Here is a 13,782-nt window from a genome sequence, read left to right on the forward strand (position 1 = left end):
GTCAGGAGAATGAAACAATGATCGCCGACAATATCCTTCAAACCATTGGAAATACGCCGCACATAAAAATGCAGCGCTTGTTCGGTGATGCCAATGTCTGGATCAAGTCCGAGCGATCCAATCCGGGTGGGTCGATTAAAGACCGGATCGCATTGGCAATGATTGAGGATGCAGAAAAGTCTGGAGCTTTGAAAGAAGGTGGCACGATTATCGAACCCACATCCGGCAATACAGGCGTGGGATTAGCCATGGTTGCAGCCGTCAAGGGTTATAAATTAATCTTGGTAATGCCCGAATCCATGTCTCTCGAGCGGCGGCGCTTGATGCTTGCTTATGGGGCCAGTTTTGATTTGAGCCCGAAAGAAAAAGGCATGAAGGGCGCGATTGAACGCGCGCAGCAGCTGATCGATTCAACACCAGGCGCTTGGATGCCGCAGCAATTTGAAAATCCCGCTAATTTTGAAGTGCACAAACGGACGACCGCACAGGAGATTTTGGCTGATTTTAAAGACAAACCGCTAGATGCAATTATCACAGGGGTTGGAACCGGCGGCCATATCACTGGTGTAGCGGAAGTCTTGAAACAAGAATGGAGCGGTTTAAAAGTCTTTGCCGTTGAGCCAACAGGTTCGCCAGTGATTAGCGGCGGACAACCCGGTCCACACCCGATCCAGGGCATCGGTGCTGGATTTATTCCAGGAAATTTGCACACCCAAAGCATTGATGGTGCTATTCTAGTTGATCCAGTGGATGCGAAAGCGATGGCCCTTCGCGCGGCAAAAGAAGAAGGGATGCTTATTGGCATAAGTTCAGGCGCGACCATGGCGGCCATTGCGCAAAAAATTCCAGAATTAGGCGAAGGGGCCAATATTCTTGGATTTAACTATGATACTGGTGAACGCTATCTTTCGGTTCCAGAATTTTTGCCTGAAGAATGAGCTCCATTGAAGTCAATACATTCACCTATCATCACGGTGATCTAGAACTTGCGGGCTATATGGCTCAGCCAAGTCGCTACCCTCGCGCCGGGATATTAATTGTTCCCACCATCGCGGGGCCGAACAAAATCATGTTCGAGAGGGCCCGATGGCTAGCAGCCCAAGGCTATTCTGCGATGGTCTGCGATCTTTATGGCCAAGGCGAAGTTACCGATCACAGATTGGCTTCAACTCTGGCCAATACGCTACGCGCCGATCCCGAAAATTACCGCGCAAGATTTCGCTGTGCGTTGGATGAACTGCGCACGCGGTCCAAACTCGCAAACCACCGGCTGGCTGCGATTGGCTATTGTATGGGTGGAGAGATTGTTTTGGAAATGGCCCGCGGCGGGGAAGATCTTGCACTGGTGGTGAGTTTTCACGGCCTATTGGCGACACCACTTCCCGCGAAAAGGGGCGCCATTAAAGCGCGGCTTCTGGTCTGCCATGGCCGGGCCGACCCCTTGGTTCCGCCAAAACAAGTCCGCGCTTTTCTTGAAGAAATGGACTTTGCCGGTGCTGATTGCCACATGCATACATATACAGGGGTCGTGCACGGCTTTACTGATCCCGCTAGTGACGGCAAACCATTAGATGCTGTTGCCTATAATAAGTCTGCCGACTTGCAAAGCAAAGCTGCCATGTTGAGCATGTTTGAGGAATTATTCTAAAAGGAACGCGCCGAGTGAAAGATTCACCCGGCGCGCTTGCGACCCTAAGGCAAAGAGGGTTAATCCGGCTTGCCATCACCATCATCATCGAGAAGATCCGGCTTGCCATCCGCATCTGTATCCCAAGCATCGGGCTGGCCATCGCCGCTGCGGTCCCAAGCATCCATGGTCCCATCGCCATCCGTATCGATGGTCGGGGCTGGAATTTCCGATTCCATAGGTTCTTCTTGTGTATCCTGAGCAGCCACCCCGCCTGCGGCCATCGAAAATCCGACGCCGACGGTGATTAGATAGGGGGTCATTCTCCGACGCGGCTTTATCGTTTCTTTGGAATGCATTGCATCTACTCCTAATGCAGATCATTCCCCTGTCGATTTCACTTATGCAAAACCGCTGCCCCTATCACAAGCAGGCAGCGGCATAGCGAGCCAAAAACGAGACTTTTTGGCGGTTTCTGAAAGCCACCGCAAGTCAGGCACTGCTTATCGCGGCGCATATTATGCTTAGGCGACGGCAAACATCTCCGGTTCTAGAGCCATTATGGCTTCACTACCGCCTTCAATTTTTCGACGCAAAGATCCAGCATCCGGGAAAAACCGTTCGCTATAATATTGCGCGGTGACGAGCTTGCTTTCGTAAAATTGAGCGTTGTCATCGCCGGCCTCTATGGCATCGGAGGCTGCTTTAGCCATACGCAACCACATTAAACCAAGGGCAACAATGCCCATGATATGCATATAATGATGCGCACCAGCTCCTGCATTATTGGGATTGGCCATCGCATTCTGCATGAACCACATTGTCGCCTTTTGAAGTTCACCCGAGGCCTTTTCGAGACCCTCGGCAAAGCCCTTGAGTTTTTCGTTGGCTTTCGCCTCTTCCACCTCACTGGCAATGACTGCAAACAAAGCTTGTACGCCGCGCCCGCCATTTTGTGCGAGTTTTCGGCCTACTAAGTCCATCGCCTGAATGCCATTGGTGCCTTCGTAAATCATCGCAATCCGTGCATCGCGCACATATTGCTCCATACCCCATTCACCAATATAACCGTGTCCGCCATAGACTTGCTGCGCATTAGTGGCGATCTCATAGCCTTTGTCGGTGCCATAGCCTTTGATAACCGGGGTTAACAGCGACAACAGGTCATCCGCCATTTGCCGGTCTTCTTCGCTTTGCGCTTTGTGAATCAAATCAGCTTGCAAGGCGCCCCATAGGCACAATGCACGCATTCCTTCGGTAAAGGCTTTTCCATCCAAGAGCATCCGGCGTACATCAGGGTGCACAAATAGTGTATCCGCCTTGGCATCAAGATCTTCCGGTCCCGTCAAAGCCCGACCCTGACGGCGATCATTGGCATAGTGAACGGCGTTTTGATAGGCGACTTCTGCTATGCCAAGCCCCTGTTGCCCCACACCCAGACGAGCAACGTTCATCATGATGAACATTGCGGCAAGGCCTTTATTTTCTTCGCCGACCATATAACCGGTCGCACCATCATAGTTCATCACGCATGTTGAATTGCCATGAATACCCATTTTATGCTCAATCGATCCACAGGATACGGGGTTTTTATCTCCCAACGATCCGTCTTCATTGACGATAAACTTGGGCACGATGAATAGCGAAATACCTTTTACGCTATCCGGCGCATCGGGGGTTTTAGCGAGCACCAAATGAATGATATTCTCAGCCATGTCATGTTCACCGGAAGAGATGAAAATCTTGGTTCCGGTAATTGCGTGCGAACCATCGGCATTGGGTTCCGCCTTGGTTCTGATTAATCCCAAATCCGTTCCGCAATGGGGTTCAGTCAAATTCATTGTTCCCGTCCACTCACCCGAGAGCATTTTGGGAACGAACTTGGCCTTCTGTTCATCGTTACCTTTTGCCAATATCGATGAAATCGCGCCATGAGTCAGGCCAGGATACATGGCAAAGGCCATATTGCCGCTAGCCATATATTCTTCAAATGCCATGGATACGATATGGGGCAAACCTTGCCCGCCATATTCTTCGGGACCTGACAAAGTCCCCCAACCTGCTTCGCAATATTGTTTATAGGCGTCTTTAAAACCGGTTGGTGTCGTGACACTGCCATCTTCGTGACGTGTACATCCTTCGGTGTCACCAACTTGGTTCAATGGGAAAAGCACATTTTCAATAAATTTGCTGCCTTCCGTGAGAATAGCATCAATCATTTCAGGCGTTGCATTTTCAAACCCAGGCAGGTTCGAAAATCGCTCTACATTGAGCACATTATTGATAATAAATTGGGTGTCACGAACGGGGGCTTGATAATTTGGCATTATCTCTACCTTTCTATAAATTTGGGTGCGGCCAGAATATACTGGCAATAATCCTCTATGCTTGCTGTGCTTTTGCCTCGGTCACGGCGTCCTGCACAATCTTAATAAATTCGGTAAGTTCTTTGATCGAACTGTCGATATCGTTGCGTTGTTTTTTCAACAGATCCACTTTTTCCTGACAGCGTTCCAAGGTCACCTCCATTTGCGTGATCCGTCCATCGCCTAGATCGTAAAGATCTATCATTTCACGAATTTCGGTCAGGCTGAAGCCGACATTTTTTGCGCGCATAATCCACGCGAGGCGAGCGCGATCACGCTTCGTATAAATCCGAGCCAGGCCCTTGCGATGTGGTGCAATAAGACCTTCGTCCTCGTAAAAACGAAGCGCGCGTGCGGTTACCCCAAATTCTTCTGACAAATCGGAAATTGAAAATGTTTCGCGATTCTTGAGGTCTGGCGTATCGATTTCTGCATGGTTGAGCGGTTTCGACATGCCTTACCTATAGCTTACGCTAACGTAAACGTCAATACTAACCGCCCGGACACAGATTCTCAATTTCGCGGCCACGGGTGGAACGCGCGACGGCATCCCCCTCGCCTACTAAAAAGAAGCTTACGCCACTAAATCCTGCCCGAGGAGTGCAATAGCTCGCGCAAGATTCCGGCAATTCGCCCGGTAATTGTAAAGCAACGCCATCAAAACTTGCGGTAAAAGTGCAGCGCTGTTCGCTATCCAATATTATGCTGATTTCTTCCCCATTACGAGTAGCAGCGCCCTGTCCTTCACATTTGCTATCAGGGCCGAATACAGCGATTAATCCAACTTGATATCCGCGCTCATCATTGCCCACCGCACAAAACCGATCTTCACCCAAGTCGCTTCGTCTTTCAAAAGCGCCCGACAGGCTGATATTGCGACTATCGGGGATTACTCCCGCTTCAATCGCGGCTTTTTCCAGCGAAGAAAGCGGCGCGTCAGCGGTGCCTGCGTTTTGGGTATCTTTGTCGGCCTCACTGCAGCCGACCAAAAGCAAGGATATCAAACAGAAAACGGCTGGTTTCATTCCACCATCTCAAGAGCGCCATTTTTTATAACGCGGTAGAAACAACTCGTCGCTCCGGTGTGGCAGGTTGGACCGGCGGGTTTAGCTTTGATCCAAACAGCATCCTGATCACAATCTATGCGCATTTCAACGATGCTGAGAATATTTCCCGATGTTTCACCCTTTTTCCAGAGTTTTTTGCGGCTGCGAGAATAGAAATGCGCAACACCCGTATCTTGGGACATTTGCAGTGCTTGGGCATCCATAAAAGCAATCACCAAGACCTCGCCGGACGAATCATCAGTGACCACGGCAGAGAGCAATCCATTCGAATCATATTTGGGTTTGAGGGTGGAACCGGTTTCCCGGTCGTCATTTTTATCACAAGTCATGCGGCTGAGTTAAACATCCCATGCGTCCCGCGCAACGCAAAACCGGCCTTTCTTCAAATGGGACGGTTACAGAATGACAAATATGATATTTTTATGACCAAGGGGGAAGACAAACCGGAGATTCAAACCTATATCCCTGCCATCTCCCTGAGGGTGCCGGTGCGGCGTCTTAAATTTGGGCAACAAACAAGGTGCGATATGCTGACAACCCACCCGTTTGAAGATGATAAGCTACGTGAAGAATGCGGTGTATTTGGTGTCGCCGGTATAGATGATGCCGCAGCGATGGTTGCACTTGGTCTTCACGCGCTGCAACATCGCGGACAAGAAGCGGCTGGGATAACCTGCCGCAACGGACGTGAATTTTACAGCCATCGTGCGCTCGGTCCGGTTGCGGGTAATTTCGACAGTGCCGAGGTTATGGACAAGCTTCGCGGCGACTATGCTTGCGGCCATGTCCGCTATTCGACCACCGGAGCTGGAACGCTAAGAAACATTCAACCGCTGGAAGCAGATCTCGCTTCTGGCGGTTTTGCTATTGCTCACAATGGCAATATTTCCAATGCGCAAAAATTACGCCAAGAATTGGTGCAAAACGGCTCTATCTTTCAATCTACCAGCGACACTGAAGTTATCATTCATTTGCTCGCGACATCAAAATATCGCACATTGTTAGACAAGTTTATTGACGCCTTGCGGCGTGTTGAAGGCGCATACTCATTAATCTGCATGACGCCAGATGGGATGATTGCTTGCCGCGACCCACTGGGCATCAGACCGCTGGTCATTGGTAAAATTGGTGATGCTTATGTCTTCGCATCAGAGACGGTCGCGCTGGATTTGGTCGGAGCAGAATATGTCCGCAGCGTCGATGCTGGAGAATTAATTGTCGTAACCAACGGCGAAATGCGTTCCCATCGTCCATTTGGGGAAACCAGCGCGCGGCCCTGCATATTTGAACATGTCTATTTTTCTCGTCCCGATTCCATCGTCGATGGGTCTTCGGTCTATAGTGTGCGTAAAGAAATTGGCGCGCAGTTAGCAATCGAAAATCCGGTGGATGCCGACTACGTAATCCCCGTACCAGACAGTGGAACTCCGGCAGCTATTGGTTATGCAGAACAATCGGGAATTCCGTTCGAACTCGGTATCATTCGCTCACATTATGTCGGACGAACCTTTATCCAGCCCGGAGATGGTGTTCGCCATCTCGGCGTAAAACTTAAACATAATGCCAATCGCCCCTTGGTCAACGGCAAGAAAATTGTTCTGATAGATGACAGCATTGTCCGTGGAACGACCAGCTTGAAAATCGTCCAGATGATGCGCGAAGCAGGTGCTGCTGAAGTGCATATGCGTATCGCAAGCCCGCCAACTATGCACAGTTGTTTCTACGGAGTGAACACTCCAAAACGGGAAAAATTGCTGGCAGCGATGAAATCGATTGAGCAAATGTGCGACTATATTCAAGCGGACAGTCTGTCCTTCATTTCGATTGACGGACTCTATCGCGCTGTTGGTGAAGATATGCGTGCAGAAGCCCAACCGCAATATTGCGATGCATGCTTCACCGGCGCTTATCCGACACCATTGACCGATCAAGAAGGTGAGCAGCAGCCAGATCAATTGACGATGTTGAACGAACAAGTCGCGGCGAAAGACGCGCCGATTTTGGTAGAACCAGTTGGCTAAACAATCTGTTGTAGGTGATAGTTTTCCATGAGCTTTGAAAATCAACTGGCATTGGTGACGGGCGCCAGCCGCGGAATTGGTGCGGCCACAGCCATTGCCTTAGCGGCCAAAGGGGCACATGTGATCTTGACCGCGAGAACTGCCGAGGCTCTGGAGGAAGTGGAGGATAAAATCCATGAAGCGGGAGGCAGTGCAACCATTGCCCCGCTCGATTTGACAGATGGCGATAGTATTGGCCGATTGGCGCAAGCCATTTCTGAACGTTGGGACGCGCTTGATATCATGATCCTCAACGCAGCGATGCTGGGTTCGCTGACACCGGTTCCGGCGATTGATGGCAAAGAATTCAACAATGTTTTGACTTTGAACCTAATCGCACAGCAAGCTTTAATTGCTGGATTTGATCCGATGATGCGTAAAAGCGATGATGCCCGGTTGCTCGCCTTGACCAGTAGTGTTGGCCGCGCACCCCGCGCATTTTGGGGGGCTTATGGCGCCTCAAAAGCCGCATTGGAAACCTTGGTAATCAGCTATGGCGAAGAAATGCGCAATCTCGCAAAATTACGCACAGCTATCATCAATCCTGGTCGTACGCGCACGGTGATGCGGGCAAATGCCTATCCCGGCGAAGACCCGCAATCCGTCAAATCACCGGATGTCGTCGCTGACCAAATGGTAGAAATTCTCGAGAGTAATTTCGAAACCGGAGAACGCTTCGATATTAGTTAGCCGACCGATCGCTAACCGGTTCTTCAACACTTTCCGTATCCAGATAGCTCTTTACCGCGTTGAAAAAGGCGATGCGCTGTGCACCCTGCTCTTCCGGCGTTGCGCTGGGCCAGTTGCCGTTGCTCGCAACGACCAATTTTCGTGCCGGGTCAATAAAAATACCTTGCCCGAAAATTCCTTGCCCCGCAAAACTGCCATCATCAAATGTCCACCATTGATAGCCATATCCACGGCCCGGAACATCAATATCGGCTTGCTTGGTGCCCGCTTTGGCAAACCAACCTTCCGGTACGATTGAATCTTCCCCAATCCGTCCGCCATCCATCGCAAATTGACCGAATAGAGCATAATCTCTGACGGTCGCTGAAATGCAGCAGCCGCCAATTTCCTTACCGCCTTCATTCAGCAGCCATTCGCCATCTTGTGACATGCCATAAGGCACCCAGACTTTTTCAGAGAGATATTCCGATATGGATTTACCAGTCGCTTTGGCCACCAAGACCCCGATTAAGTTGGTTTCTCCAGTGTTATATTGCCAGCGCGTTCCCGGCTCCGCTTCGTTTTCCAAGGTCTTCATATAGACAATGATCGGGTCCATGCCATCGACGGGTTGGGTATTGTTAAATTGGGCAACATCCGACTTGGGATCCGCATAATCTTCATTCCATTTGACACCGGACGTCATGGTCAACAACTGCTGAACCGTCACCCCGTCATATCCGCTGCCTTTGAGTTCGGGAATATAGTCAGTCAAAGGGTCATCAATAGATTGGATAAGTCCATCTTTAATCGCTGCACCCACCATCGTTGAGACCAAGGATTTGGCCACAGAAAACGAAGTCCAGCGGTCATCCTTGCCAAAGTCCATACGATATTCTTCAAGCCGGACTTTGCCGTCCTGTAAAATCACGATTCCGGCCATCCGCTGATCAGCCATATATTGATCGACAGAGAGTTTTTTGCCAGCAACGTCAAATTCTGTAGGCAAATCAGGCCCTTGAGAAAGCGCCTTTGGCTCGCCACCTGCAGCTATTGTGTTAGAGGGAACTAGACTATCCATCATTCGGAAAGCTTTGGCTCTTTGATCATCTGTCCAAAATAAAATATTCTTATCGGTGGGCAAACCCGCTGCATCTGCAGCGACTTCTTTTACTTTCTCACAGCCTGGAAGTGCGAGACACAATCCTACTCCGGTCATCGCTAATGTCAGTGTCTTGCCTAGTCCCATGATCCGCTCCTGTTATTATTCTTTAATTAAAGTCACTTGAGAAACATTTATACCGCCGCCCGTGAAGCCACCTTCGCAATAAGCGAAATAATAACGCCACAGCCGCACGAAATGCTCATCAAAACCGGAAGGCAAATTGCCCTGCTCCACTACAGCATCAAAACGCGCCCGCCATTGGTTCAGCGTTTTCGCATAGTCTGGTCCAAAATCATGTTGATCGGTCCATTGCAAGCCTCGTTCTTCTGCCAGCGCGCGAAAACGGCTTTCCGAAAGCAACATGCCGCCGGGGAAAATATAGGTCTGAATGAAATCAGCGCTCTGCGCATATTGACTGAATATATCGTCAGCTATGCTGATATATTGCAAAGCAGCCCGTCCACCGGGTTTGAGATTGCGGGCAATGCAGTCCAGAAAGTCTGGCCAATATTGCTGACCAACCGCTTCAACCATTTCCACACTGGCAATCGCATCAAATGCACCCTTGCCATCCTCACTCGAAACATCTCGATAGTCTTGGATCAAAAACTGGGCCTCAGGATGATGATCCCTTGCCCATTCGGTTTGCTCATCCGAGAGGGATATGCCGGTGACATCCAAACCATATTCACGGGCCATGATACCCGATAAATATCCCCAACCACAGCCAATTTCCAAAAGCTTTTGCCCGGGCTGCGGATTCAGACGCTTGGCGATGGCAGCCACTTTATTCGCTTGCGCATTTTCGAGCGATTCGTTGCGGTCATTTGCTGATTCAAAAAGAGCACTGGAATAGCTCATCGTTTCATCCAACCAGACCCGGTAAAAATCATTGCCTAAGTCATAATGATATTGGATATTCTGGCGTGCACGAGCCTTGTCATTATCGCGGCGCGCATGCCGAAGTTTCGCGATCAGCCGGAAAATACCAGACGCCCGGCCGGTATCCTTTAGGCCCGCTCTATTGCGTGTGAACAGATCAAATACCGGGACAAGATCGGGGCTTTCCCATTCTCCCAATTCCCAGGCACGATACCATCCAACAGAACCGCTGTTCACCAAACGCAACAGGGCATTCCAACTGTGAAGCGTGATTTCCGCCATCGGCCCTTCGCCTCGGCCGCCGACAATGCGGGTTGTCCCGTCCGGTAATTTACCCTCGAACGTCCCATAATCCAAACCGGCATCAATCCGATCCACAATCCGGTGAAATCCCGGTGCGGCCAATCTGGCAAGCAAACCACCGCCTGTCCCGAAGCGCTTTCGCGCGTCGAGCAGGTGGTTGCCGCGTTTTGGAGCTTCAGCATTCATTTGGACGATATGGACCAGCGATAAACGCTTGGCAATGCTTCACTATCTCTTGCCAAAACCAGATAGATCATGAACCGGGAGCGGCCGCTGAACCGGCCAATATTCCGCCATCGATGGTCATTTCGGCACCGGTAATATAGCTGGCTTCATCGGAAGCCAATAACAGAGCGACCGCAGCAACTTCTTCCGCTTCTCCGAACCGCCGCAATGGGGTATCTTTCACCAAAGCGGCCATCGCATCCTCTCGCTGTTTGCCTTCGCCTAGCATCGGTTCCCACATGGGCGTCATTATCGCAGCCGGGTGGATCGAATTACAGCGTATTTTCCAACCAAATTGCGCACAATATAGCGCAACCGACTTGCTGTGATTGCGAATACCGGCCTTGGATGAAGCATAAGCTGCTGCGCCCGGAATCCCAACCATACCGGAGCGCGAGGAAATGTTGATAATCGATCCAGTGCCTTTTTCTTTCATGGCGCGAATGGCATAACGACATCCCATGAAAGTCCCATCAAGATTGACTTGATGCACCGCACGCCAATTTTCTAGCGATGCATTTTCCGGGTCGTGCGGCGCGATCCCTGCTTCAAATCCAGTGATACCGGCGTTGTTTACAACAACATCGGCGGTTGGATAACGGTTAGCTAACTGATTCCAATCGGCTTCTTTCGCCACGTCAAGAACCAGCGTTGAACAATTTAACTCTTCGCCGACTTGCTTTAGAGTGCCTTCATCGCAATCGGTCAGGAGCACCGTAGCTCCTTCGTCTACAAATGATTGTGCAATGGCTTTTCCTATGCCGCGCGCAGCACCGGTAATAACGCAAAATTTTTCTGATAATCTGTGCATAAAAGATCCTGAATAATAGGTGTCAAAATAATCAGCCTGTGCGGCTGAACGCTAAAAATTTTGAAAATGCCCAACGGCAACCTAGTTATTCATCGACCTGATATCCTTCTTGCAGATGTCCGGATCGATAAGGGAAAATATCTGTGTTTGCAAACTATTTTCCTTATTTCACTTCGGCATAGGCGGCCAAAGCCCGCATTCTCGCCGCTTTATGGTTAATAATTTTTGATCTATAAGATGTTGGTTTTGCGCCACTTTCTTCGGGGTCATGAATGTAAGGATCGGAGATGTCGGAAAGTTCCGGAACCCATTTACGAATATAGTCGCCTGCGTCAAATTTTTCGGACTGAGACAGCGGTGCCATGATCCGAACGAACATATTGCTGTCGACACCAGTGCCAGACACCCATTGCCAATTCACGCAGTTAGAACCGAAATCTGCGTCCAATAATGTGTCCCAGAACCATTTTTCTCCTGCGCGCCAATCGATCAACAGATGCTTGATCAAAAAACTCGCAGCAATCATTCGCACCCGGTTGTGCATCCAGCCAGTTGCCCATAATTCCCGCATGCCGGCATCCACAATCGGATAGCCTGTCTGGCCATGACACCAAGCGTCATAGTCCTTTTGCACGGTCGGGTCGGCCAGATCACGCCAGGGAAAGGCACGGAATTTCTCGCGATAGCTTTCGCTGCCATATTGCGGAAATTGGGTGATGACATTTTGCGCATAATCTCGCCAAACAATCTCTTTTAGATACGTTTCGGCCAGTGCCCCTTGGTCAGCGAGACGATGCCAAATTCTGGTGGGACTAATTTCACCAAAATGCAAATGAGGTGAAAGACGAGACACCAACTTTTCTGATGGCAGATTACGCCCATGATCATATTGGTCGGCGATATCCGCAAACCGTTCAAGACTATTTTGCGCACCGCTTTCCCCCGGATGCCATTCGGCATCAAAGCCGCTCGCCCAGTCCGGCTGAGAGGGCAATAGCTGCCAATTTTGCAGTTCCTCACTTGCCGGCCATTTAGCAGGAGCTGACAAGATATTGGGCGCTGCTATTGTCGGTGCCGGTGGCATACGTTCGCGCAACGATTTCCAGAACGGAGTGTAAATTTTATAGGGGCCGCCACTGCCCGTTTTTAGCAAACCTGGGGGCAACAAATAGTTGCCGTGATGCAAGATGAGTTCGCCGCTACCCTTCAACTGGGCCCGTAAATCTCTCTGCGCATTGAGCCACCAGGGCTCATGGTGATGTATGGCATGAATCTCTCTGGCACCGGTTTGCTGTGCCAATTCAGTCAAAATTTCAGATGCCCTACCACGCCGCAAAATGAGTTGTGATCCTCGCGCGCGCAAGTCTGTTTGCAAAGACTGGAGACTCTTGTGCAGCCACCAACGCGAGGCTCCTCCCATTTTGCGGTGTTTAGGTGTTTCATCATCCAGAATATAAACCGGAATAATGGGTCCTTTTGTCGCCGCAGCGGTGACTGCTGCTTGATCGGCCAACCGCAGGTCGCGGCGAAACCAGATTATTGTGGGAACTGTCACTCTTCGCCGATTTCGGTTTCGGTTTCGATTTGCTGGTCGTCAGAATATCCCGGTAATCTAGCCTGCAAGGAGAATCTATCGGCAACCAGAGGATCACGAAAACGCATGTCCGAAAAATCTACGATAATATCTGTATCGTCCCCTGTTGATTCCATTTGTTGCAATATTGGCATGCGCGACCAGAACAGAAAAGCGTCGACATCGGAATCGTTTTCCCGCACTTTAGCAATTGTTTCCGGCGGCACATTATTTTCGATAAGTTCACCATTCCATTGGACGGGTTCGCTGCGAAACAAATCAAATTTGCCTTCACCATATTGATAGCCCGATGGGCCCACCAATTGCCAAATCATATCGCGACGCCAAAAGGTAACCGGCACGGGATTTGCCACCACTTGTTCAGGGCGCGATCCCGTTCTGTATTCTACGGCCAATTCGGTATCTTTTTCGGCTTTGCCGGTGATCAAACCATTGGCAATAATATAGGCGCAAATCGCTGCAAAACTTATCCAAGCGGGCCGCTGCCAGTCGGCCCTTCCTTTTTTCTCACGTCGTCGAGAAATCCAGACACCTGCAATTAACGCGGCCCAAATCCAAATATCAATGATGAAGATTGTGTCGCCATAATACCATTGCGAAGAAAAAGGTTCGAGTAACCGCACGCCATAGCTGTTCAACCAATCTAAGGCGGGATGGCTAAGCGTGCCAATATAAGCCAAGGCCAACAGCCAACCTTTATGTACCGGTAGACGATCTGAGGGCCGCTTGTTGCCCCTTGTCTGCCAACCATCAAACCAGATCATTATGCCCGTCAACATGAGGGGTAAGACGAGCATGGCAATAGGGCCGTGGGTAAAACCGCGGCGGAGAGCCAAATGCTGAAATCCACCCAATAAGGTCGCAAACGCATCAATGTCAGGAATATTCGCGGCGATGATTAAGGTGGCCATGCCCAGGCCAGTTTTCTTTTTTAAACCCAGCTGCCCCAACACAGCGCCAGCGAGACTATGGGTTAGATTATCCAAGACACTCTATCCTTGCTTTCTTTTTCG

At 50.2% G+C, this 13,782-nt stretch carries 14 protein-coding genes; 4 read left to right on the plus strand and 10 right to left on the minus strand.

The window, feature by feature from the left end; all coding sequences use genetic code 11:
* Positions 1-17: 17 nt before the first annotated feature.
* Positions 18-938 carry a cysteine synthase A gene (gene cysK / locus ABJU74_RS12870; protein ID WP_348384666.1) on the plus strand — a complete coding sequence of 307 codons (921 nt, stop codon included), beginning with the start codon at positions 18-20 and terminating at the stop codon, positions 936-938.
* Positions 935-1,648, plus strand: coding sequence for a dienelactone hydrolase family protein (locus tag ABJU74_RS12875; RefSeq protein WP_348384667.1), 714 nt, complete (start codon positions 935-937; stop codon positions 1,646-1,648). The genes cysK and ABJU74_RS12875 overlap by 4 nt, the downstream gene beginning before the upstream one ends.
* Before the next feature lie 59 nt (positions 1,649-1,707).
* Here the strand turns inward: ABJU74_RS12875 and ABJU74_RS12880 are convergent, their stop codons facing one another.
* The 5 genes from ABJU74_RS12880 to hisI form a co-directional block, all read right to left on the minus strand.
* Positions 1,708-1,986, minus strand: a complete 279-nt coding sequence (locus ABJU74_RS12880; RefSeq protein ID WP_348384668.1) for a hypothetical protein — start codon at positions 1,984-1,986, stop codon at positions 1,708-1,710.
* A gap of 165 nt (positions 1,987-2,151) precedes the next feature.
* Complete coding sequence (locus ABJU74_RS12885; RefSeq protein WP_348384669.1) at positions 2,152-3,954, minus strand: acyl-CoA dehydrogenase C-terminal domain-containing protein; 1,803 nt, start codon at positions 3,952-3,954, stop codon at positions 2,152-2,154.
* 55 nt (positions 3,955-4,009) lie between these two features.
* Positions 4,010-4,447, minus strand: coding sequence for a MerR family DNA-binding transcriptional regulator (locus tag ABJU74_RS12890; RefSeq protein ID WP_348384670.1), 438 nt, complete (start codon positions 4,445-4,447; stop codon positions 4,010-4,012).
* Between the two features lie 37 nt (positions 4,448-4,484).
* A complete protein-coding gene (locus ABJU74_RS12895; protein ID WP_348384671.1) occupies positions 4,485-5,018 on the minus strand; it encodes a hypothetical protein in 534 nt (177 codons plus the stop codon).
* On the minus strand, positions 5,015-5,389 hold the full coding sequence (hisI, locus tag ABJU74_RS12900) for a phosphoribosyl-AMP cyclohydrolase (protein ID WP_348384672.1): 375 nt from the start codon (positions 5,387-5,389) through the stop codon (positions 5,015-5,017). The genes ABJU74_RS12895 and hisI overlap by 4 nt, the downstream gene beginning before the upstream one ends.
* A 198-nt stretch (positions 5,390-5,587) precedes the next feature.
* On the opposite strand from hisI, the gene purF reads away from it, so the two are divergent.
* The gene (gene purF, locus ABJU74_RS12905) at positions 5,588-7,081 is read left to right on the plus strand and encodes an amidophosphoribosyltransferase (protein WP_348384673.1); all 1,494 of its coding nucleotides are present in this window, start codon (positions 5,588-5,590) and stop codon (positions 7,079-7,081) included.
* 27 nt (positions 7,082-7,108) lie between these two features.
* Positions 7,109-7,810, plus strand: a complete 702-nt coding sequence (locus ABJU74_RS12910; protein WP_348384674.1) for an SDR family NAD(P)-dependent oxidoreductase — start codon at positions 7,109-7,111, stop codon at positions 7,808-7,810.
* On the opposite strand, the gene ABJU74_RS12915 is transcribed toward ABJU74_RS12910, so the two are convergent.
* From ABJU74_RS12915 to ABJU74_RS12935, 5 genes are all read right to left on the minus strand, one after another.
* On the minus strand, positions 7,803-9,038 hold the full coding sequence (locus ABJU74_RS12915) for a serine hydrolase (protein WP_348384675.1): 1,236 nt from the start codon (positions 9,036-9,038) through the stop codon (positions 7,803-7,805). The two genes, ABJU74_RS12910 and ABJU74_RS12915, sit on opposite strands and share 8 nt — an antisense overlap.
* 15 nt (positions 9,039-9,053) lie before the next feature.
* Positions 9,054-10,325, minus strand: coding sequence for a cyclopropane-fatty-acyl-phospholipid synthase family protein (locus ABJU74_RS12920; RefSeq protein WP_348384676.1), 1,272 nt, complete (start codon positions 10,323-10,325; stop codon positions 9,054-9,056).
* A gap of 67 nt (positions 10,326-10,392) precedes the next feature.
* Positions 10,393-11,175: an SDR family oxidoreductase gene (locus tag ABJU74_RS12925; protein ID WP_348384677.1), complete on the minus strand. Its 783-nt coding sequence runs from the start codon at positions 11,173-11,175 to the stop codon at positions 10,393-10,395.
* A 163-nt stretch (positions 11,176-11,338) separates the two neighbouring features.
* Complete coding sequence (locus ABJU74_RS12930) at positions 11,339-12,730, minus strand: deoxyribodipyrimidine photo-lyase (RefSeq protein WP_348384678.1); 1,392 nt, start codon at positions 12,728-12,730, stop codon at positions 11,339-11,341.
* Positions 12,727-13,755, minus strand: a complete 1,029-nt coding sequence (locus ABJU74_RS12935; protein ID WP_348384679.1) for a metal-dependent hydrolase — start codon at positions 13,753-13,755, stop codon at positions 12,727-12,729. The genes ABJU74_RS12930 and ABJU74_RS12935 overlap by 4 nt, the downstream gene beginning before the upstream one ends.
* Positions 13,756-13,782: the final 27 nt, after the last annotated feature.

Origin of the sequence: Parasphingorhabdus sp., assembly GCF_039982415.1 — a bacterium.
GTDB lineage: Bacteria > Pseudomonadota > Alphaproteobacteria > Sphingomonadales > Sphingomonadaceae > Parasphingorhabdus.

Bases quoted from the DNA above. Each gene is read 5' to 3' on its own strand.
- ABJU74_RS12910 (WP_348384674.1), top strand. From the start codon at position 7,109: ATGAGCTTTGAAAATCAACTGGCATTGGTGACGGGCGCCAGCCGCGGA.
- ABJU74_RS12890 (WP_348384670.1), bottom strand. From the start codon at position 4,447: ATGTCGAAACCGCTCAACCATGCAGAAATCGATACGCCAGACCTCAAG.
- ABJU74_RS12880 (WP_348384668.1), bottom strand. From the start codon at position 1,986: ATGCATTCCAAAGAAACGATAAAGCCGCGTCGGAGAATGACCCCCTAT.
- ABJU74_RS12920 (WP_348384676.1), bottom strand. From the start codon at position 10,325: ATGAATGCTGAAGCTCCAAAACGCGGCAACCACCTGCTCGACGCGCGA.
- purF (WP_348384673.1), top strand. From the start codon at position 5,588: ATGCTGACAACCCACCCGTTTGAAGATGATAAGCTACGTGAAGAATGC.
- ABJU74_RS12885 (WP_348384669.1), bottom strand. From the start codon at position 3,954: ATGCCAAATTATCAAGCCCCCGTTCGTGACACCCAATTTATTATCAAT.
- ABJU74_RS12925 (WP_348384677.1), bottom strand. From the start codon at position 11,175: ATGCACAGATTATCAGAAAAATTTTGCGTTATTACCGGTGCTGCGCGC.
- ABJU74_RS12915 (WP_348384675.1), bottom strand. From the start codon at position 9,038: ATGGGACTAGGCAAGACACTGACATTAGCGATGACCGGAGTAGGATTG.
- ABJU74_RS12895 (WP_348384671.1), bottom strand. From the start codon at position 5,018: ATGAAACCAGCCGTTTTCTGTTTGATATCCTTGCTTTTGGTCGGCTGC.
- cysK (WP_348384666.1), top strand. From the start codon at position 18: ATGATCGCCGACAATATCCTTCAAACCATTGGAAATACGCCGCACATA.
- ABJU74_RS12875 (WP_348384667.1), top strand. From the start codon at position 935: ATGAGCTCCATTGAAGTCAATACATTCACCTATCATCACGGTGATCTA.
- hisI (WP_348384672.1), bottom strand. From the start codon at position 5,389: ATGACTTGTGATAAAAATGACGACCGGGAAACCGGTTCCACCCTCAAA.